Annotated in this window: 17 protein-coding genes; 7 read left to right on the plus strand and 10 right to left on the minus strand. The window is 67.4% G+C overall.

The genetic code is table 11. The features are described from left to right. Positions 1-44 precede the first annotated feature (44 nt). Entirely contained in the window at positions 45-1,589 is a 1,545-nt protein-coding gene (locus BMZ02_RS12520; protein ID WP_091644374.1) for an acyl-CoA synthetase, read from the plus strand. Positions 1,590-1,675: 86 nt separating this feature from the next. Here the strand turns inward: BMZ02_RS12520 and BMZ02_RS12525 are convergent, their stop codons facing one another. From BMZ02_RS12525 to phaP, 4 genes are all read right to left on the minus strand, one after another. Then, positions 1,676-2,545, minus strand: a complete 870-nt coding sequence (locus BMZ02_RS12525) for an ATP-binding protein (protein ID WP_091644375.1) — start codon at positions 2,543-2,545, stop codon at positions 1,676-1,678. A 3-nt stretch (positions 2,546-2,548) separates the two neighbouring features. Further along, positions 2,549-3,112, minus strand: coding sequence for a DUF2058 domain-containing protein (locus BMZ02_RS12530; protein WP_091644378.1), 564 nt, complete (start codon positions 3,110-3,112; stop codon positions 2,549-2,551). 102 nt (positions 3,113-3,214) lie between these two features. Further along, entirely contained in the window at positions 3,215-4,963 is a 1,749-nt protein-coding gene (locus BMZ02_RS12535; protein WP_091644381.1) for a potassium/proton antiporter, read from the minus strand. A gap of 195 nt (positions 4,964-5,158) precedes the next feature. After that, entirely contained in the window at positions 5,159-5,623 is a 465-nt protein-coding gene (gene phaP / locus BMZ02_RS12540) for a TIGR01841 family phasin (protein ID WP_091644384.1), read from the minus strand. Positions 5,624-5,859: 236 nt separating this feature from the next. Between phaP and BMZ02_RS12545 the strand changes: the two genes are divergently transcribed. Together BMZ02_RS12545 and BMZ02_RS12550 are read left to right on the plus strand one after the other, a co-directional pair. Continuing rightward, positions 5,860-6,426 (plus strand): GNAT family N-acetyltransferase, encoded by a 567-nt coding sequence (locus BMZ02_RS12545; RefSeq protein ID WP_091644388.1) that lies wholly within the window; start codon positions 5,860-5,862, stop codon positions 6,424-6,426. Then, a complete protein-coding gene (locus BMZ02_RS12550; protein WP_091644390.1) occupies positions 6,423-6,938 on the plus strand; it encodes a RipA family octameric membrane protein in 516 nt (171 codons plus the stop codon). The genes BMZ02_RS12545 and BMZ02_RS12550 overlap by 4 nt, the downstream gene beginning before the upstream one ends. Positions 6,939-6,947: 9 nt before the next feature. Here the strand turns inward: BMZ02_RS12550 and BMZ02_RS12555 are convergent, their stop codons facing one another. From BMZ02_RS12555 to folE, 3 genes are read right to left on the minus strand one after another with little or no spacing between them, the layout of a single operon-like run. Further along, positions 6,948-7,403, minus strand: a complete 456-nt coding sequence (locus BMZ02_RS12555; protein ID WP_091644394.1) for a DUF3429 domain-containing protein — start codon at positions 7,401-7,403, stop codon at positions 6,948-6,950. After that, positions 7,396-7,800: a dihydroneopterin triphosphate 2'-epimerase gene (folX, locus tag BMZ02_RS12560; RefSeq protein WP_091644397.1), complete on the minus strand. Its 405-nt coding sequence runs from the start codon at positions 7,798-7,800 to the stop codon at positions 7,396-7,398. The genes BMZ02_RS12555 and folX overlap by 8 nt, the downstream gene beginning before the upstream one ends. Positions 7,801-7,838: 38 nt before the next feature. Continuing rightward, entirely contained in the window at positions 7,839-8,396 is a 558-nt protein-coding gene (gene folE, locus BMZ02_RS12565; RefSeq protein WP_091644399.1) for a GTP cyclohydrolase I FolE, read from the minus strand. Positions 8,397-8,673: 277 nt separating this feature from the next. Between folE and BMZ02_RS12570 the strand changes: the two genes are divergently transcribed. The 4 genes from BMZ02_RS12570 to BMZ02_RS12585 all read left to right on the plus strand — a co-directional run bounded on the left by BMZ02_RS12570 (position 8,674) and on the right by BMZ02_RS12585 (position 15,931). Next, the gene (locus BMZ02_RS12570; RefSeq protein WP_091644402.1) at positions 8,674-12,291 is read left to right on the plus strand and encodes a hydantoinase B/oxoprolinase family protein; all 3,618 of its coding nucleotides are present in this window, start codon (positions 8,674-8,676) and stop codon (positions 12,289-12,291) included. A 222-nt stretch (positions 12,292-12,513) separates the two neighbouring features. Further along, positions 12,514-14,100 carry an OmpP1/FadL family transporter gene (locus tag BMZ02_RS12575; protein ID WP_091644405.1) on the plus strand — a complete coding sequence of 529 codons (1,587 nt, stop codon included), beginning with the start codon at positions 12,514-12,516 and terminating at the stop codon, positions 14,098-14,100. Between the two features lie 146 nt (positions 14,101-14,246). Beyond that, entirely contained in the window at positions 14,247-14,783 is a 537-nt protein-coding gene (locus BMZ02_RS12580; RefSeq protein ID WP_245754034.1) for a flavin reductase family protein, read from the plus strand. Further along, positions 14,780-15,931 (plus strand): NAD(P)/FAD-dependent oxidoreductase, encoded by a 1,152-nt coding sequence (locus BMZ02_RS12585; RefSeq protein ID WP_091644410.1) that lies wholly within the window; start codon positions 14,780-14,782, stop codon positions 15,929-15,931. The genes BMZ02_RS12580 and BMZ02_RS12585 overlap by 4 nt, the downstream gene beginning before the upstream one ends. Here BMZ02_RS12585 and BMZ02_RS12590 read toward each other — a convergent pair. The 3 genes from BMZ02_RS12590 to BMZ02_RS12600 form a co-directional block, all read right to left on the minus strand. Next, the gene (locus tag BMZ02_RS12590) at positions 15,925-17,271 is read right to left on the minus strand and encodes a nicotinate phosphoribosyltransferase (RefSeq protein WP_245754035.1); all 1,347 of its coding nucleotides are present in this window, start codon (positions 17,269-17,271) and stop codon (positions 15,925-15,927) included. The genes BMZ02_RS12585 and BMZ02_RS12590 overlap by 7 nt on opposite strands. 67 nt (positions 17,272-17,338) lie before the next feature. After that, positions 17,339-18,328, minus strand: coding sequence for a lipid A deacylase LpxR family protein (locus BMZ02_RS12595; RefSeq protein ID WP_091644417.1), 990 nt, complete (start codon positions 18,326-18,328; stop codon positions 17,339-17,341). Further along, entirely contained in the window at positions 18,325-19,203 is an 879-nt protein-coding gene (locus BMZ02_RS12600; RefSeq protein ID WP_091644420.1) for an SDR family NAD(P)-dependent oxidoreductase, read from the minus strand. Before BMZ02_RS12600 ends, BMZ02_RS12595 begins: the two co-directional genes overlap by 4 nt. Between the last annotated feature and the right edge of the window lie 74 nt (positions 19,204-19,277).

Genomic DNA, 19,277 nt, shown 5'->3' on the forward strand with positions numbered 1-19,277 from the left:
GCGCCGGTAATAACGCAGAACAATACAAAACGGGGGAGACCGCCATGCCTTATGCCGTGGACTGGCTGGATCGACGTGCCCGGCTGAGCCCCGGGGCGACGGCCCTGGTGGACGCCGCCAGTGGACAGCGGATCAGCTACGCCGAGTGGAATGCCGCCGCCAACCGTACGGCCCGTTACCTTGGCAAGCAGCTCGGCGTCGCCAAGGGAGACCGCGTTGCCGTACTGGCGGGTAACTCCGTGGCGTATCTGGACGTCTGGTTCGCCTGCAACAAGACCGGCGCCATCCTGCAGAACCTCAACTGGCGGCTGGCCGAATCCGAGCTGGTGCAGCTTATCGAGGATGCTGCGCCCACCGTGCTCTTCTATGGCGCCGATTTCGTCGACGCCGTCACCCGGCTGCGCGAGGCCCCCGGGGCGAAGTCCGTTCAGCATTGGGTCGCCCTCGACGGTGCCAAGGTGACAGGTGACCCGGAAATCACACTACGCGATGTGGAGTCGGCGGAGACGCCGCCGCTGCCGCGGCTCACCCATGATGACCCGTGGGTGATCTGCTACACCGGTGGCACCACCGGGTTGCCCAAGGGGGCGATCCTGACCCACGGTAATATCGCCTGGAACGCGATCAACACCCAGGCAAGTTGGGAGATCACCCGTGATGACACCGCCATTCTCAATGCACCGCTCTTTCACACCGGGGCGCTGAATGTCTTCACCGCCCCGCTGGTGCACGCCGGTGGCTGCAGCGTGGTCTGCACCGGTTTTGACGCCAACCAGGTCTTTGACCTGATCGAAAGCGGCGGGGTGAACCTGTTCTTCGGCGTACCGACCATGTTCTCCATGCTGCAGGAGCACCCGCGCTGGGACACGGCCGACTTCTCGCCACTGAAACTGGTGATCAGCGGTGGCGCACCCTGCCCAATGCCGGTTTTCGAGCGGTTCTGGGCCCGCGGCGTGGACTTCAAGACCGGATACGGGCTGACCGAGGCGGGGCCCAACACGTTCTGGCTGCCGCCGGAGCAGGTTCGGGGGAAACCCGGGGCGGTGGGCTATCCGCTGTTCCATGTGGAGGTGCAGCTCCGGGAGACGCAGACGGGGGAGGTCGTCACCGCCCCGGATGTTACCGGCGAGCTGCTGATCCGCGGCCCCCATCGCACGCCGGGGTACTGGAACCGGCCCGATGCCACGGCGGCGGCCATCGACCCGGATGGCTGGCTCCACACCGGCGACCTGGCGCGCTTCGACGGTGATGGCGCCTACACCATCGTCGGCCGGCTCAAGGACATGTTCATCTCCGGCGGCGAGAACGTCTATCCGGCGGAGATCGAGAACGTGCTGCACGGCCATCCTGAGGTGGCCGATGCCGCGGTGTTTGGTGTGTCCGACCGGACCTGGGGCGAGGTGGGCTGTGCGGTGATCGTGCCCGTGGCCGGGACGGCGCTGCAGGCGCGCACCCTGCGGCCCTGGCTCAAGGAGCGTCTGGCGCGCTACAAGGTCCCGCGCCGCATCGAGTTCGTCGACGCCCTGCCCACCACCGGCGCCGGCAAGATCGACAAGCGCAGGCTCCAGGAGCGTTTCGAGGACGAGTAATACCCGCCGTGGCCGCCGAGCGTCGTGTTGGGTGGACCTTCAGTCGCCGTAGGGCGGACCTTCAGGTCCACCAAACCGACTTTGGTTCACTCCCCCAGCCCCCGTCGCCCGGCCCAGTCCCGGGCGAACTGCCACGCCACGCGGCCGCTGCGCGAGCCCCGTTCCAGGGCAAAGCGGAGCGCATCCTCGCGCACGGCCTCAGGGGCGTCGTCGATGCCGAAGCGCTGCAGCCAGCCCTGCACGATCTCCAGGTAGGCGTCCTGGCTGAACGGGTGGAACGAGACCCATAACCCGAATCGCTCGGACAGGGAGATCTTCTCCTCCACCGCCTCGCCGTGATGGATCTCTCCATCCACGTTGCGCGCTTCCTCGTTCTCCGCCATGTACTCCGGCACCAGGTGGCGCCGGTTGGAGGTGGCGTAGATGAGCAGGTTCTCCGGGGCGGCGCTCACCGAGCCGTCCAGCATGGCCTTGAGCGCCTTGTAGCCGGGGTCGTCGCCCTCGAAGGAGAGGTCGTCGCAGAATACGATGAAGCGTTCGCTGCGCCCGCGGATCAGCCTGGCCACGTCGGCCAGGTCGACCAGTTCGCTCTTGTCCATTTCGATCAGGCGCAGCCCGGCGTCGGCGTGGGCGTGCAGCAGCGCCTTGACCAGTGACGACTTGCCCGTGCCGCGAGCCCCCCACAGCAGTGCATTGTTGGCTGGCAGCCCCTGGACGAACTGGCGGGTGTTGCGATCCAGCAGCGCCTTCTGCCGCGTCACGTTGTGCAATGCATCCAGGGCCACCGCGTGCGGCTCCGGGACGGCTTCCAGAAAGCCGGCTCCCAGCCGGCGACGCCACCGGAACGCGGTGCTGGCCTCCCAGTCCGGGCTCGCATCGGCGGGCGGCAACAAGGGCTCCACCCGCTCCAGTAATTGTTCGGCACGCGCCAGGAAGTGTTCGAGCCGGTTCGTCATCCGCTACCAGTCCAGGTCGTCCGGGATGGGGAACTCCCGGTAGAGGTCGTCGTCCTCGCTGCTGAGGTCGGCGGCGGTCACCATGGCAACGAACAGGGTCGCGTCGCGCTCATGCAGCCGCGGCACCACATCGGATGGCACCACGTGGAAACGCCCCTTGCGCTCGACGATTGCCAGCTCGCCCCGGCTCAGCCGCTTCTGCTGCTCGGCGGTGACCTCCAGCTTGCGCACCTTGCCGTCACGGGTGAAATGGAAGGGGATGCTGCCGTCACGGGTGGAGATCGCATGCTCCCGCAGCAGGTCCTCGATCTGGGCTGCCGCGGACTTCTCCTTCTTCTGCTGCTCCCGCTGCTGGTTCAGGGTGCGGTCCCGCTCGGCCTTCTCGGCGCGCGCCTGCTGAACCTGCGCCTGGCGCGCGGCCGCGTCCGGATCCGCCGGTTGTCCCTTGCGCCCGCCCTTGCCCTTGGCCTTCTTGCGCTGGGCGCGCTTTTCCTTGTCTGCCTGGCGGGCCTGTTTCTCGTCCACCAGGCCGCTCTTCATCAGTTGATCGCGTAGTGAGTTGCTCATTCGGTCAGTCCATCGGCGCTGGTCGGTGAAGTCGGGGGCGTCTGCAGACGCGGGTTGCCATCAAGTGTACGCATCCCGGGGGTTGTCCCGCCACGGGTCGGGCTATTTTCCGTGGGGGCGCTCACCGGTTGTGCGGCCGATTTTCAGGCCGACCTGGGTGATGCGGCCACCCTCCATGGCGCGGACCACGAACTCCATGTTGTTCAGCTTGACGCGGTCCCCGACCACGGCGCGCTGTTTGAACAGCCGTCGCAGGTACTCGCCCACGGTCTCGTCCTCGCGGGCCTGATTGGGGATTCTCAGGTCGTAGGCGCTCGAGAGTGCCGCCAGCGGCGTATCCCCGTTCAGTACGAAATCGCCGAAGAATGCATGTTCTTCAAGGCGTGCCGGCCCGTGTGCGGCAACGAATACCCGGTCCAGGTCGGGCAGGGACTGCGGTGTCGTGAGCACGTACAGGTAGTCGCCTTCGCGCAGGATCTCGTCCTGGAACTGCCGGATCAGGCGCTCGTCCCGGATCAGCGAGACAATCTGACTGCTGCGCGGCAGGCGCAGCCGCTGCACCACCTTGTACAGGGCCGGGCTGTCCGCGGCCAGATGGTAGCCCACCATCTCGTACTCCACCTGACCGGGCAGGTCCAGCTCCAGCCGGTGCACCACCCGCGAGCGGGGCGGAACGTCCAGCTCCAGCCAGCGGGCCACGGGCGCGACGGTCCAGCCCTGCAGGACCAGTGACAGCAGCACCACGAAGAACGCGATATTGAAGTAGGTTCCGGCATCCTCGACGCCGGCGAGCAGCGGGAACAGCCCCAGCAGGATCGGCACCGCCCCGCGCAGCCCCACCCAGCCGATGAACGCCTGCTCCTTGAGCGGGAACCGGAACGGCAGCAGCGACAGGGCCACGGCCAGCGGGCGGGCGACGAACAGCAGCAGGGCGGCGACCACCAGGGCCTGCGGGGCCACGCCCAGCAGGTCCGACGGTGTGATCAGCAGCCCCAGCATGAGAAACATGACGATCTGTGCCAGCCACGCCATTCCGTCGTGGAACCGGCGGATGTTCTGCGCACTCTGTAGCCGCCGGTTGCCAAGCAGGATGCCCGCCAGGTACACGGCCAGAAAACCGCTGCCGCCAATGAAAGCGGCCAGTCCGAAGATCAGCAGCGCGCCGGAGATGGCCAGCAGCGGATACAGGCCCGGTGTCAGGGGGATACGGTTGACCGACGAGACCAGCGCCAGCCCGCCGAGCACGCCGATGATGCCCCCCAGTCCCATCTGCTGGGCAAACTCCAGGACCAGCCCGAGTCCCATGCTGTCCTGCTGCCCGAGAATGATCTCGATGAAGGCGATGGTCAGGAAGATCGCCATGGGGTCGTTGCTGCCGGACTCGATCTCCAGGGTGGCGCCGATGCGCTCCTTCAGCTCGAGACCGTGGGCGTGGAGCAGGTAGAACACGGCGGCGGCGTCGGTGGACCCCACGATGGCGCCGATCAGTAGCCCGACCATGAGGGGGAGATCGAAGATCCAGGCCGTGAGCAGGCCGGTGATGGTAACGGTGGCCACGACCCCGAGGGTGGCGAGCACCAGGGCCGGGCGCAGGCCAACGCGGAAACTGGCGACCCGGGTGCGCAGGCCACCGTCGAAGAGGATCACGGCCAGCGCCAGACTGCCGATCAGGTGGGCCGCCTGGAAATCATCGAAAGCGACCCCGCCGGGGCCCTCTTCGCCCACCAGCATGCCGATCACCAGGAAGACCAGCAGCAGGGGCGCACCGATCCGGCTGGAGATGACGCTCGCGAGGATACTCGCCACGAGCAACAGCCCGCCGACCAGGATGATCTGATTGGTCAGTTCCAAACGTGCCCCCCGATGGCGCAACCCGGCCCGCGATCAGTGGGCACCCCTGACCGGTGCTGGGCGGTTACGCGATAGAAACGCCGATCATTATAACGAACCCGGGGGTGGGCTGTCCGTGCCGCCACGTCTTGAGAGTGGTCAAAAAAAAACGCCCGCGTGGTGCGGGCGTTGGCCGTGGGTAGACGGCTGCCGGAATCAGGCGCTCTTCTTCGAGCTGGAGCTGCTGGAGCTCGAGCTGGCAGCACCCGTCTCCTTGGCGGCGCTGGCAGAGGCGTTCTCGACAGCGGAAACAGCCTGTTTGGTCTGCTGTTTGGCCTGCTCGGATGCCGCGGTGACGCCGTCCTGAGCCAGTTTCTGCAGCTCTTCGGCAAAACCGCGATTGATCTTGACGAACTCGTTCATGTCCGCCGTCACCTTCTCGCCCAGGGACTTGGCGACCTCGGTCTGCTTGGTGACGTACGCCTGCAGGCTCTGGGGATCGTTGATGTCCTTCAGGGCGCGCAGGTTGTCGATACTCAGCTCCGAATAGTGCTTCACCGCTTCCACCTGGAAGTCGGCAAGGCGGGCCACGTGGTCGAGCATGGAGCTCTGGGCCTTGCGCACAGGGTTCAGCATCTGTTCGACCTGCGCATTGGTCTTCTCGAACATCTCGGTATACATATGGGGTCACCTCCTCTGTCGTGAAAGAGCTTGTCGCTCTTTCTGCGCTGCAGCATAGTTCACGATTTGGTGCGCTGCAACGTCCACTGTTCATTCTCTCTTCAGCAGTTTATGCAAGCCGTTCATGTCCGAGTGGCGGACGCGCGCGGCAATCGTGAACGGTGCCCACGCGCTGTGGTTTCCGTCTCCGGTATACTGCCGCGTTTCACCGCCGCCGGAGACAACCGGGAGCAGTCATGAGCAACAGCGATACCGCATCCATTCGTCCGGCGCTGCCGGATGACGCCCCCCGCCTGGTCGCGCTTCAGGCCGCCTACCTGCTCGGCGAGGGTGGCCAGGGGCAGGCCGACAGTGCGTCCGGGTTTCTGGTTTCCGGTTACGACGAGGACCGCTATCGGCACTTTGCGGCGGTGGCGGATCACTTCTACGTGGGCGAGGAGGACGGTCGCGTCATCGCGTTCGTGCTGGCGATGAACAGTGAGCGCATCGCCGAGGCCACCCCCGGCCACCAGGTCAACCACTGGCTGCTGGAGCAGTATCCGCGGCCGTTCACGTTGATCAGCCAGGTGTGCGTGGCGCCGGAGGCCGCATCCGGCGGCTGGGGGCGGGAGCTGTACAACGTCGTCCGGCAGCTCGCGGCCGGGCGGCCGCAGTTTGCGGCCATCGTGCTGGATCCGCCCAATGAGCCGTCGGTGCGGTTCCACGAACGGGTGGGCTTTCACAAGGCCTTCGAGACGGTGGGGCACGACGGCCGTCCGCGGGGCATCTGGGCGCGCGATCTGCCGGGGTGTCCGCAGTCATGAGGCCGCAGGATCTGCCCGCCGGGCACGAGGATGACATCCCGGTCCAGGCCCATGTGCTGGTCAACCAGGAAGCCATCGCGGCGGAGCTCTACCGTCACGAGGATCTGCTCAACTGGCAGAAGCTCAACAACCTGCTCTACATCAATGTGGGCCTGGGGGCCGTGCTCGGGTTCACGCTGGATACAGGCAACGGCGCGGCGCTGGATGTGGCCTCGCCGGTGGTGGTGAAGGCGCTGGCGGTGCTCGGCGTGATGGTCTGTGTTGCGTTCGGTATCGCCATCTGGGCGGGAACGATCTACCTGCAGAACCGCAAGCTTGCGCTGCGTCTCATCGAGCGGCGTCTGCGGCCGTTCGGCGGTGCGCCGATGGTGCACCTGCGGCGTTTTGCCACGACCCGCTCCAAACTGCAGCGGTTCTCGCTGACCATGATCGTTCTGCGCGGTTTCCCGTTTGCGCTGGCCGGGGTCTGGTTGCTGATCGGCCTGCTCGCCTTCGGCGGTGCCATCGGCTGAGGCCGTCACTCATGCCGTGGCGGGCGCCATGGAGGCCAGTAACAGGCTGCCTGCTGCGGCAGCGGTGAGCACGGCGCGTAGCACACGGAACCACGGGGCCATGCGGATGCGCAGGTCCAGTGCAAGCTGGGCGACGAGGCAGACGGTCAGCAGGCTCAGAGCCAGTGTCGGGGGTAGCAGCAGCGCGACCCATGCCAGCAGCGACGGAATGACGCTGATCACGAAGACCCGCGGCACGCCGCCCTGGAGCGCCAGCCCCCAGTGGATGCCACCGAGAAAGGAGAGAATCACCGCGCCGTAGGCGATCAGGGCCCCCAGCGCCCAGGTGCCCTGGGCCGAGGGCAGTAACCACACGCCCAGTGCAAGCCCCAGGAACGGGAGTGCGCCCGCAAGCCCGAGGGCGACGGCCGCATTGCGCGCCCGGCGCTCGAGTCCGTGCCCGGGCGCGGCCACCGTGTCAGTCATCCCGCACCGCCGACATGGTCAGGGAGACGGAGTCCGCAAAACGTAGTGCATGGGGTTTGTCCACCTCCACCTGGACGGTATCGGCCGCCGGGTGCTCCATGATCAGCTGGATGATGTCGTGTACCAGCTTCTCCAGGAGCAGAAACCGGTTTTCCTCAACCAGCTCGATCACCTGCTTGGTGATGGTGCGGTAGTTCAGGGCGTGGTCGGGGGAGTCCGAGGTGGCGGCGCGCATGGCGTCGTAGCCAATGGTGATGTTCACCACCACATCCTGGCGCTTCTGCTGCTCCTCCTCGTTCAGCCCGACGAACGTCCGCAGCCGCAGGTTCTTCACGCGGATCATCGAGCTGTCCACCCGGGCATTGCCCGGCGCAAGCGTCTGTTCGGCCACACTCATGGAAGCGCCCCCTGCCGTGTCCGGCGTGCGTCGCTGCATCACCCGCGGATGAGCTGCAGAAACTCGTTCCGGGTGGGTTGTGAATCGCGAAACGTCCCCAGCATCACCGACGTGCTCATGCTGGAGTTCTGCTTGCCGACACCGCGCATCATCATGCAGAGGTGGTTGGCGGTGATGTGCACGGCGACCCCTTTGGCGTCGGTGACGCTCATGACCGCGTCCGCGATCTCCTTGGTCATGTTCTCCTGGATCTGGAACCGTCGCGCGTACATGTCGATGATTCGCGCGATCTTGGACAGGCCGATCACCTTGCCGTTGGGGATGTAGGCCACGTTCGCGCGGCCGATGAACGGCAGCAGGTGGTGTTCGCACAGCGAGTAGAATTCCACGTCGCGCACGATGACCATCTCGTCGTTATCGGACGGGAAAATGGCGCCGTTGACCAGCTCCTGGAGATTCTGGTTGTAGCCTTCGGTGAGGAAGGCGAACGCCTGCGCCGCGCGTTCCGGCGTTTTCTCCAGACCGTCCCGGGTTACGTCTTCACCGACCGAACGGATGATCTGTTCGAACGATGCGGTCATGTCGTCAATGCTCATGGTCGTCCTCAAACGGTCTGCCGCGCAGCGAATCTGTTTTGTACATCAATTGTACATTAATTGTAAATGGATGGTCCGGTGATTGTTCCTCCCGCCGCCACCGGGCTGCTTCGGCGCAGTATATAGAACGTGGCTGCGCTCTTCAGCTCGGCCATCCGGCGGGAGGGACGCCGCGGCCGGGGAAGACCACCCGGTATGTGTTCGCGGGCCCGTTCGGTATCCTTCCGTTGGGGTGACCGGCACCATTGCTGAAACCACTTTGGGCGGGAGGATGTTCATGAGCACCGAGGCGACCAGTGATCGCTGGCAGTTCTGGGTGGACCGCGGCGGCACCTTCACCGACGTGATCGCCCGGAAACCGGACGGCAGCATGGTGACCCACAAGGTGCTCTCGGAGAATCCCGGCCGGTACAAGGACGCTGCCCTCCAGGGGATCCGGGAGCTGCTCGGCCTGGGCACCGATGACCCCATCCCGGCGGCCCAGCTCGACGCGGTCAAGATGGGGACGACGGTCGCCACCAACGCGCTGCTGGAGCGCAAGGGCGAGCCCACCGTGCTGGTGACCACCCGTGGGTTCGCCGATGCCCTGCGCATCGGCTACCAGACGCGCCCCGACATCCTTGCCCTGCATATCGAGCTGCCGGAGCAGCTCTACAGCCGGATCGTGGAGGTGGACGAGCGCGTCGGTGCCGATGGCACCGTGCTGGCAAGCCCGGACGAGGGCCGGGTGCGGGCGGATCTGCAGCAGGCCCTGGATGCCGGCTGCACCGCCTGCGCCATCGTGTTCATGCACGGCTACCGCTTCAGCGAACACGAGGAGCGGGTGGCTGCCATCGCCCGGGAGGTGGGTTTCGGGCAGGTGAGCGTCTCCCACAGGGTCAGCCCGCTCATGAAACTGGTCGGGCGGGGTGACACCACTGTGGTGGACGCCTATCTCTCACCCATTTTGCGGCGGTACGCCAGTCAGGTGGCCTCGGAGCTGGGCGACACCCGGCTGCTGTTCATGAAGAGCGACGGCGGCCTCACGGACGCGCGCTGGTTCGAGGGTAAGGACGCCATCCTCTCCGGCCCCGCCGGTGGCATCGTCGGCTGCGTGCGCACGGCCCACATGGCGGGTTGCGAGCAGGTGATCGGCTTCGACATGGGCGGGACGTCCACGGACGTGGCCCACTACAACGGCGAGTTCGAGCGCAGCTTCGAGACCGTGATCGGCGGTGTCCGCATGCGCGTGCCCATGATGCGCATCCACACGGTGGCCGCGGGTGGCGGCTCGTGCCTCGGGTTTGACGGCAGCCGCTTTCGCGTCGGGCCGGCGTCCGCCGGTGCCGACCCGGGGCCGGCGTGCTACCGCCGTGGCGGGCCGCTCACCGTCACCGATTGCAACGTCATGCTCGGCCGTCTCCAGCCCGCCTTCTTCCCCAGGGTGTTCGGCCCCGGCGGTGATGAACCGCTGGACGTGGACGCCGTGCGCGATGCCTTCCGGGGGCTGACGGACCGGATCCGGCTGGAGACGGGCGACAGCCGCAGCGCCGAGGAGGTGGCGGAGGGGTATCTGCGCATTGCCGTGGAGAACATGGCCAACGCCATCAAGCAGATCTCCGTGCAGCGCGGCCACGACGTGACCGGGTATACCCTCAACTGCTTCGGCGGCGCCGGCGGCCAGCACGCCTGCCGGGTGGCCGAGGCACTGGGCATGTCGCGGGTGGTGGTCCACCCCTTTGCCGGGGTGTTGTCCGCCTACGGCATGGGCCTGGCCGACCTCACCACCATGCGGGAGCTGTCCGTGGATGCGCCGCTGGGCGCCGACACCCTTGAAGCGCTGGGGCCGCGGCTGCGCGCCGCCGACAGCGAGGGGCGGGACGAGCTCGTCGCCCAGGGCGCCCCGGCGGATGCGCTCACGGCGGTGTACAAGCTGCAGCTCCGGTACGCCGGCACCGATACCGCACTGCTGGTGGACCACGGGAATGCGGACGACGTCCGTCAGGCGTTCGAGGAGGCCCACCTGGCCCAGTTCGGTTTCACCATGCCCGAGAAGGCCGTCATGGTGGCGGCCGCCGTGGTGGAGGTGATCGGTGCCAGCGGCGCACACGGCGAGGAGCCGGTGCTGCCCCCGCGCGCCGGGGGGTTACCACCGCAGCCGCTGGATCACGTTGCCATGTGGGTGGAGGGGCGTACCGAGACCGTCCCGGTGCACGACCGCGAGGCCCTGGCCCCGGGGGATGCCGTTCCGGGGCCGGCGATCATCCGCGACCCGGTGTCCACCGTGGTGGTGGAGCCGGGCTGGACGCTGGGTGTGAACGACCACGGTCATCTGCTGCTGGAGCGCGGCCGCGCCGTTGGAGGGGCCGCCGTAGGCACCGACGTGGATCCGGTCATGCTGGAGGTGTTCAACAATCTGTTCATGAACGTGGCCGAGCAGATGGGGGTGACCCTGGAGAACACCGCCCAGTCCGCCAATATCAAGGAGCGGCTCGATTTCTCCTGTGCCCTGTTCGACGCCGGCGGCGGGCTGGTGGCCAATGCGCCCCACGTGCCCGTGCACCTCGGCTCCATGGGCGAGAGCGTGCGCGCCATCATCGCCGCCCGGGCGGGCTCCATGCAGGCCGGCGATGTCTACATGCTCAACGACCCGTACCAGGGCGGCACCCACCTCCCGGACATCACGGTCATCACCCCGGTGTTCGATGAGGCCGGCGAGACGATCATCTTCTACGTGGCGAGCCGGGCCCATCATGCGGACGTGGGCGGCCTGACGCCGGGGTCCATGCCGCCGCACAGCCGCCACATCGATGAAGAGGGCGTGCTGATCAGCAATGTCCAGGTGGTGTCCGGAGGCACGTTCCGGGAGTCGGCGCTACAGGCGCTCTTCAGTAGTGGTCCCTGGCCGTCGCGCAACGTGGACCAGAACCTCAGCGATCTGCGCGCCCAGATCGCGGCCAACAACCGTGGCGTCGGCGAACTGCGGCGCATGGTGGCGCAGTACGGGCTGGAGGTGGTCCAGGCGTACATGGGGCACGTGCAGGACAATGCCGCCGAGCAGGTCCGCCGCGTGCTCGATGTGCTCGCCGATGGCGAGTGGGAGAAACCCATGGACAACGGCGCCACCGTGCGTGTCGCCATCCGCGTGGACCGGGAACAGCGCCGCGCCACGGTGGATTTCACCGGCTCCAGTCCGCAGCAGGACAGCAACTTCAACGCGCCGAAGGCCGTGACCCGGGCGGCGGTGCTGTACGTGCTGCGGACCCTGGTGCAGGACGCAATCCCGCTCAATGACGGCTGCCTGGAACCCGTCGAGCTGGTGGTGCCGGAGGGCTCCATGCTCAACCCCAGGCATCCGGCCGCCGTGGTGGCGGGCAATGTGGAAGTGAGCCAGGTGGTCACCGACGCCCTCTACGCCGCCCTGGGGGTGCTCGCCAATAGCCAGGGCACCATGAACAACGTCACCTTCGGCAACGCCGAGCACCAGCACTACGAGACCCTCTGCGGCGGCGCCGGGGCCGGTGACGGCCATCACGGCGCCAGCGCGGTGCACGTGCACATGACCAACAGCCGCCTCACCGACCCGGAGGTGCTGGAGACCCGTTTCCCCGTGCGCCTGGACGGCTTCTCCGTACGCACTGGCTCGGCGGGTGCCGGACAGTGGCGGGGCGGCGAGGGGGTGGAGCGTCGGCTGCGCTTCCTGGAGCCCATGACCGTCGCGGTGCTGGCCAACAGTCGCCTGGTGGCGCCGGCGGGGATCCGCGGCGGTGGCGACGCCGGGGTGGGCGAGCAGTTCGTCGAGCGTCACACCGGTGAACGTGAACGCCTCAGCGGCACCGACAGTGCCGACATGGACGCCGGCGACGTGTTCGTGATCCGTACGCCCGGTGGGGGTGGTTACGGCGCCGCCGACTGATTCCCGGCCTCCCCGAAAGCCCATTCCGTCCCTGCTGCCAGGACGCCGACTGCCGGTGCGATCGTATTGGACAATCGTTCTGGTTTGTTCCGTTTTGTTCAAGCACCTCGTCGTGTTCTTCATTAGTGTGAATCCCGTCACATAACGAAAGACTCCGGCCAGAGAGCCGGCAGGCTGGCGATACGCCGGCCCTGAATAACGACATATGGAGGAGAACGTCTCATGAATCGAGACACGTGCGCTCGTGTCCGGCTCGGTCGTGCCGGTATGGGTCTGGTGTTGCTGGGCGCAGGTACGTCCGGGGCCTGGGCGGCGGGGTTCGAAGTCCCGCAGAAGGGAATCAAGGAGATGGGCGTCGCGTTCGGCGGATCGGCCGCGTTGCTGGAGGATGCCTCGGCCGTGGCCAACAACCCCGCCGGCCTGGTGCGGCTGGAGGGGCAGAATGTCTCTGCCGGCCTGACGCTCATCCAGTCCGAATTCGACTACGACACCGAAGTGCACCGCGAGCTCATCGAGGATGTCGGCGGTCAGGTTCCCGGCGACGGCAGCGGTACCATTGATGGCGAGTCCATCGTCCCGCACTTCTACTACAGCCAGCGGATCAGTGACGACGCCGCCTGGGGGCTCGGGGTGTACGCCCCGTTCGGCTCCAACACCGATTACCCCGACGACTGGGCTGGTCGCTACAACGCCACCGAGACGGACATCATGGCCGTCAACCTGAACCCCGCCTTCTCGTGGCGCGCCACCGACACGCTGTCCGTGGGCTTCGGCGCCATCGTGCAGTACTTCGAGGGCACCTTCCGGAACGACATTGATGTCGGTTATCTGGTGGCCGAGCAGGTCATCGAACAGCTCGAGGACGAGAACCTCGCGGAACCGGAGGGCGGCAACGAAGCCGTGGTGGACGCCCTGGCGCACCGGTATGACGTGAGCAACGACATGCAGGTGGACGGCATCGCCTATGGCTTCAACTTCGGCCTGCTCTGGGAGCCCGCCGACGGCACCCGGATCGGGTTGAGTTACCACAGCCGTACCCGCCAGGTGGCCGAGGGCGAGGCGGATCGCCCCGAGACGCTGGATCCGGATTACCAGCAGGACCTGGAGGACGAGATCGCCGATATCTCGCTGGAAGATGGTCTCGCCCGTTTCTGCGACTGGGATATCTGGAACGACCCGACAATCGGGCGCTGTCAGCCCGATGCCGCCCCCGAGGGTGCCGCCCGCGCCGTGGGCCCCCTGGGTGCGGCCGGCGGCGATATCCAGCTGATCGTGGACATGCCCGAGATCGCCACCCTGAGCTTCTACCACGAACTCACCGAGCGCTGGGCCGTCACCGGTGGTGCAACCTTTACGCGCTGGAGCAATGTCGAGGAGCTGCGCTTCACGTACGAGGACGAGAGTGACCGCGGCGGCGAGGACTACACCGGCAGTGGCGACGACGTCCGCCGCCGTGACCTGGTGCAGCCGTTCGCCTGGGAAGACACCTGGCGCTACGGGCTCGGTGTCATCTTCACGCCCACGGAGACGTGGACCTTTCGTGCCGGCGTGGCCTACGACGAGAGCCCGGTGCCGGACGCGGAACGGCGCACGCCCCGCGGCCCGGACAGTGACCGCATCATCGGTGCCGTGGGCATGAGCTGGCAGCCAACCACCAACCTCGGTATCGATCTGGCCTACACCTACACCCACATGGAAGAGGCGGAGATCAACAACCGCGAGAATCCCGCAGGCTCCCAGCACCGCATCGAAGGTGAATACGACGGACATCTGCACAGCACCGCGGTGCAGGTGAACTACGCGTTCTGACGTCGCAGTGGTCCCGGGCCGGGGTGCCGGCCCGGTCCGTTTGCTCCGCCGACGCTGTCCCGATACCATTTGATGTATCACTCATGTATAAATTCTGTCGCCGCACCCCTTTCGGCGCGGCGGCGGGGTTTCCCGAGGCACATCTTATGGCTGCGGAAGCAATCGCCCGGAGCAGCGACGTCATGCAGGAAAACGCTGATCAGCGGGCACTCAAACGGACCCTGGGCCGTTATCCAACCGGTGTCGCCGTCGTAACGGCGCGGCGTGGCGACGGTACGCCCGTGGGGCTGACCGTGAATTCCTTTACATCCGTTTCACTTGAGCCGCCGCTGATTCTCTGGTGCCTGGCCAACGAATCCCCGAATCTGCCGGTGTTCCGGGATGCCGCGCACTTCGGTATCAGCGTGCTTGCCGCCGATCAGCAGTGGGTTTCCAACCGCTTCGCCTCGCCCCTGGAGGAGAAGTTCGCCGGTATCGACTGGTTCGAGGGGGAAGGCGGGGTGCCCCTGCTGCGCGGCAGCGTTGCCCATCTGCACTGTCGGCATTACAGCCGGCACCCCGGCGGGGACCACGTCATCCTGCTCGGTCAGGTCGCGCGCTTCGACAACACCGGTGGCGAGCCCCTGGTCTACCTGGGCGGTGACTACCACGTGGCCCAGCCCCCCGGGGAGAGGGGCTCGTGAGTATCGTGATCGTCGGCACCGGCCTGGCCGGCTACAACACCGCGAAGGCGTTCCGGAAGCAGGATTCCGACACCCCGCTGACGCTGGTGACGGCTGATTCCGGCCGGTCCTACTCCAAGCCGATGCTTTCCACCGGCCTGCGCAAACAGCAGACGCCCGCCGACCTGGTGCAGGCAGGCCCGCAGGACATGGCGGCGGAGCTGGATGCGCGGGTGATCACGGACTCCCGGGTGGTGGCCATCGATCGACGCGGTCAGTGCGTGCAGCTGGCCAGCGGTGATTCCATTGGCTACCACCGCCTGGTGCTTGCCACCGGCGCCGACCCGATCGCCCCGCGCCTCGATGGCGACGCTGCCGGACGGGTCCTGCAGGTCAATGACCTCGACCAGTACGAGGTGTTCCGGGACGCCGTGGCCGATGCCAGCCGGGTGCTGATCATGGGCGGCGGGCTGATCGGCTGCGAGTTCGCCAACGATCTGGCCGAGGCCGGTTACAGTGTGGACCTGGTGTTCCCCGAGGACGCACCGTTGCCCCGGCTGCTGCCGGAGCGCCCGGCGCGCGCACTGCAGACGGCCCTGGAAGGGCTGGGTGTGCGGGTTCACACCGGTGTCACCCTGGATGCGGTCAACGGCGCCGGCGATGGTGTCGTGGCGCGGCTTTCCGATGGTCGCGAGCTCGGCGCGGACGTGGTGCTGGCGGCTATCGGTCTGAGGCCGCGTACGGCCCTGGCGGAGGAGGCCGGTCTGCGCGTGGCGCAGGGCATCAGCGTGGATCGCCATCTGGCCACGTCCGACCCCGCGATCCATGCGCTGGGAGACTGTGCCGAGGTGGACGGGTATGTGCTGCCATACGTGGCACCGCTCAACAACGCGGCCAGGGCCGTTGGTGCCACGCTCGCCGGTGATACCACCGCGGTGACCTACCCCGTGATGCCGGTGATGGTGAAGACGAGCTGCTGCCAGGTGGTTGCGTGGCCGCCACCGGAGGGCGTCGCCGGGGCGTGGCAGGGCGACGGTGACGGGCGGGACCTGCGCGGGGAGTTCCGGGATGCCGACGGAGTCTTGCGCGGGTTCTACCTCACCGGCAGCCGCATCAGGGAGCGCATGGCGGTGACCCGTGACATGCCGCCCCTGCTGGGTGATCAGTAACCGAGCCCGGCCACCGTCTCCCGGCGCAGCCGTTCCAGGGCGTCGCTGAAGTGTACCGGGTAGGGTGCCGCCGGCGCCTCCAGTTCGCGCATGGCGTCCGGGAAGCGGGCGATTGCCGCCCAGGCCCGATCCCGCCCGGCGGTCACCTGGGGCGCCTCGCCCAGGGGGGTGCCCGCCTGTACGATCGGTGTGAGCAGCGGGACGCCATCGCGGTGCTCGTCGCGGCGGGTGATCTCGTCATGACTGTAGCGCCCGCCGGCATCACTGAATCGCCAGACCTGTTTCGGCCCGGGGTGGAGCTGTTTGCCCGGCGCGTTCTTCAGGCGGGGCTCCCCATCGTACTCGGTCAGCTTGTAGGCCAGATCCAGGGAGGGGGCATCCACCGATGCGCCCATTTCCGTGCCGACGCCGAACCGGTCGATGGGCGCGCCGCCGGTCAGCAGGTCACGGATGGCCCATTCGTCGAGACCGCCGCTGGCGACGATCTGGACGTGCTCCAGCCCGGCCGCGTCGAGGTGGGCGCGGGCCTGGTGTGCGAGCTCCGCAAGGTTGCCGGAGTCGAGCCGGATCGCGCCGATCTGCAGCCCCTCCTCGCGGACCAGGCGGATAACCTTGCCGACCGCCGCCATGCTGTCGTAGGTATCCACCAGCAGCGTCGTGCCGGGGTACAGCTGGCCATAGGTGCGGAATGCCTCCAGCTCGTCGTGGTGCGCCTGGATGAATGAATGCGCCATGGTGCCACTGGCGGGGAGACCGTAACGCAGGCTGGCGAGCACGTTGCTGGTGGCGTGGATGCCGCCGACGCTGTAGGCGCGCACCCCGCGCAGCGCGGCGTCGGTACCGTGCATGCGGCGCATGCCGAAGTCCATCACCGGGCGACCGTCGGCCGCCAGCGTGATCCGCGCCGCCTTGGAGGCGAGCACGGTCTCTGTGGTGATCAGGTTCATGAGCAGTGTTTCCAGCACCTGGGCCTCGGCCACCGGCGCGTGCACCTCCAGTATCGGTTCGTGTGGAAACACCGGGGTGCCTTCCGGCATGGCGAGAATCTCGCCGCTGAAGCGGAATGCTTCCAGCCAGCGCAGAAACGGTTCGCGGAACAGACCGATGGTCTCCAGCCGGTCAAGCTGGGCGCGCGGGAAGCGCAGCCCCGTGGCCAGCCGGGCCGCGTGCTCCTGGCCGCAGGCGAGCATGAAGTTGCGATGGACGGGCGGGTGGCGGAAGAACAGGCTGAACACGGCCGACCCGTGCATGCCTTCGGCCCAGTAGGCCTGGAGCATGGTGAGTTCGTACAGGTCGGTGAACAGCCCCAGCTCGTCGTCGCTCAGGGTGAGATCGGTCAACTGCCCCTCCGTGATCGTCTGGTGACGCATTCGTCCGGGAACGGCGGCGCCGGCTTCGCTCATTCTGCTAGAAATGGCCGGACACGGCGATAGCGCCGAAGTCCTGTGTGCCCTCCTGGCCCCGGAACTCCCGCGTGGGAAACACGTGCGTGTAGGTGATGCGCCAGCGCCGTGAGATGTTCATGGCGCCGCCCACCTGGACCTCGCCCACGAACGGCCGCTTGTCGGCGCTGCGGGAGTCGCCGAATGTATTGCCGTCCAGGAAGATGTCACGGGCGACGGCCCGGCCGTCGACCCCGGCAAACAGGTACCAGCCCACATCCGCCTGCGGCCGGAACACGTTCGACCCGGGCAGGCTCGGCTGAATGCGCGGTGGCCCCCAGTCCAGCGGCAGGTTGCGGCCCACGCGCAAGGTCGCGCCGGCATTGATCTGGGTGAACACGTTGCCCGCCGCACCGCCCACATGGGGCGTGACATCCGCCTGCCAGCCGTCGGCGCCGAAACCGACCCAGGGGCGCCACTGGCGTTCGTAGCTGAGCATCACCGTCGGCTCGTTCTCGAGCTGGGTGTCCCAGCCCTGCGGCTGCGGCGAGCCGGTGAACCGGTGGATCTCCTTCTGCGTCTTGTCCGCCAGCGACGCCGGTCCGACCACGCCCACGTTGAGATGCAGGCGGTCCACCCGCCGCGGGGTTTCGCTGGCCAGGCCGACCCCGAAGTACAGCCAGCCGGCGTAAGGCCGGTCGCCGGACGGGGGATCGGGGTCCTCGATGTCTTCCGGGGTATACATGTTCTGGCCCGCCGAGTAGCTGAGCTTGAGCTCCCCGCGCGGCGAGAAGAACGGCATCAGCTCCGCCCCGGCGCGCACCCAGCCCGGGACGCGGTCGTCCGGCGACAGCCAGGTGGCCCGCACGCCGCTGGTGTAGTAGCGGTCTTCGCCGGCGAACAGATCGTTCTCGTACTCCAGGGTCAGCGTGCCCCTCTCGGGCAGGTCGCCGCTGGCCATGAGCGGCCACGCCAGCAGGATGGCGGTCACGGAGCGTGTGCACGGCCTGGTCATCGCGTCGGGTCGTCGGCGTCGTCGGGCGGCTGCCGCTCGCCGCGGGTGGCAGCGAGCAGCACCCTGTCCATGAGCCCTGTGGACAATCCGCGGCGCAGGATTCCGAACAGCCAGGTGGGCACCGTGACATAGTAGCGCGGCCGGGGGCGACGGCTCTCCAGAGCGTGTTGAACCTTCCGCGCCACCGCATCGGCATCCAGGGTAAAGCCGCCCACCCGGTCGGGCGCCGTGAGCCGGTGCTCCATGGCGCGATAGGCCCGGGCGTGGGCACTGCTCCCGGCGTCGATGTTCGCGAGATAGCGCGCATGGGCGTTGGCACGGAACCGGCTCACGATCGGGCCCGGCTCCACCAGCGCCACGGCGATGCCGGTGCCGCGGAGTTCCATGCGCAGGGTATCCACCAGCCCCTCCATGGCGAACTTCGAGGCGACGTAGGCGCCCCGGTACGGCAGCGCGGCGAAGCCCAGCACCGAACTGTTGTAGACGATGCGCCCGTGGCCCTGGCGCCGCATTACCGGCAGCACCTGGTTGGTGAGTTCCTGAGCACCGAAGAGATTCGTCTCGAACTGCGCCCGCAGGGCTTCGCGAGTCAGATCCTCGACTGCCCCGGGCTGGCCGAATCCGGCGTTGTTGAACAGGGCATCCAGGTGGCCACCGGTGCTGGCGAGTACGGTTTCCACGGCGGCGGCGATGCTTGCCGGCTCGTCCACATCGAGCTGTACCGCTTCAAGCCCTTCGTCCCGGAGGCGTCGGAGGTCGTCATCCCGGCGGGCGCCGGCGAACACCCGCCAGCCGCGTTGACGCAGTGCCACGGCAGTGGCGTAGCCGATTCCGGAGGAGCATCCGGAGATCAGAACCGAACGACTGGGGCGCATGGCTTCTTCCTTGACGATGGATGGAGTCGCACCGTGACACGGCAGGGCTACCCTATCGCAACTTGGGGTGCAGG

The sequence above is a fragment of the Aquisalimonas asiatica genome, from assembly GCF_900110585.1.
GTDB classification, from domain to species: domain Bacteria; phylum Pseudomonadota; class Gammaproteobacteria; order Nitrococcales; family Aquisalimonadaceae; genus Aquisalimonas; species Aquisalimonas asiatica.

What these genes read in the sequence shown, in the direction of transcription:
- BMZ02_RS12575 (WP_091644405.1), top strand. Translation starts at nt 12,514, where the DNA reads ATGAATCGAGACACGTGCGCTCGTGTCCGGCTCGGTCGTGCCGGTATG.
- folX (WP_091644397.1), bottom strand. Translation starts at nt 7,800, where the DNA reads ATGAGTGTGGCCGAACAGACGCTTGCGCCGGGCAATGCCCGGGTGGAC.
- BMZ02_RS12600 (WP_091644420.1), bottom strand. Translation starts at nt 19,203, where the DNA reads ATGCGCCCCAGTCGTTCGGTTCTGATCTCCGGATGCTCCTCCGGAATC.
- BMZ02_RS12525 (WP_091644375.1), bottom strand. Translation starts at nt 2,545, where the DNA reads ATGACGAACCGGCTCGAACACTTCCTGGCGCGTGCCGAACAATTACTG.
- BMZ02_RS12570 (WP_091644402.1), top strand. Translation starts at nt 8,674, where the DNA reads ATGAGCACCGAGGCGACCAGTGATCGCTGGCAGTTCTGGGTGGACCGC.
- BMZ02_RS12530 (WP_091644378.1), bottom strand. Translation starts at nt 3,112, where the DNA reads ATGAGCAACTCACTACGCGATCAACTGATGAAGAGCGGCCTGGTGGAC.
- BMZ02_RS12550 (WP_091644390.1), top strand. Translation starts at nt 6,423, where the DNA reads ATGAGGCCGCAGGATCTGCCCGCCGGGCACGAGGATGACATCCCGGTC.
- BMZ02_RS12580 (WP_245754034.1), top strand. Translation starts at nt 14,247, where the DNA reads ATGGCTGCGGAAGCAATCGCCCGGAGCAGCGACGTCATGCAGGAAAAC.
- BMZ02_RS12595 (WP_091644417.1), bottom strand. Translation starts at nt 18,328, where the DNA reads ATGACCAGGCCGTGCACACGCTCCGTGACCGCCATCCTGCTGGCGTGG.
- phaP (WP_091644384.1), bottom strand. Translation starts at nt 5,623, where the DNA reads ATGTATACCGAGATGTTCGAGAAGACCAATGCGCAGGTCGAACAGATG.
- folE (WP_091644399.1), bottom strand. Translation starts at nt 8,396, where the DNA reads ATGAGCATTGACGACATGACCGCATCGTTCGAACAGATCATCCGTTCG.
- BMZ02_RS12555 (WP_091644394.1), bottom strand. Translation starts at nt 7,403, where the DNA reads ATGACTGACACGGTGGCCGCGCCCGGGCACGGACTCGAGCGCCGGGCG.
- BMZ02_RS12545 (WP_091644388.1), top strand. Translation starts at nt 5,860, where the DNA reads ATGAGCAACAGCGATACCGCATCCATTCGTCCGGCGCTGCCGGATGAC.
- BMZ02_RS12520 (WP_091644374.1), top strand. Translation starts at nt 45, where the DNA reads ATGCCTTATGCCGTGGACTGGCTGGATCGACGTGCCCGGCTGAGCCCC.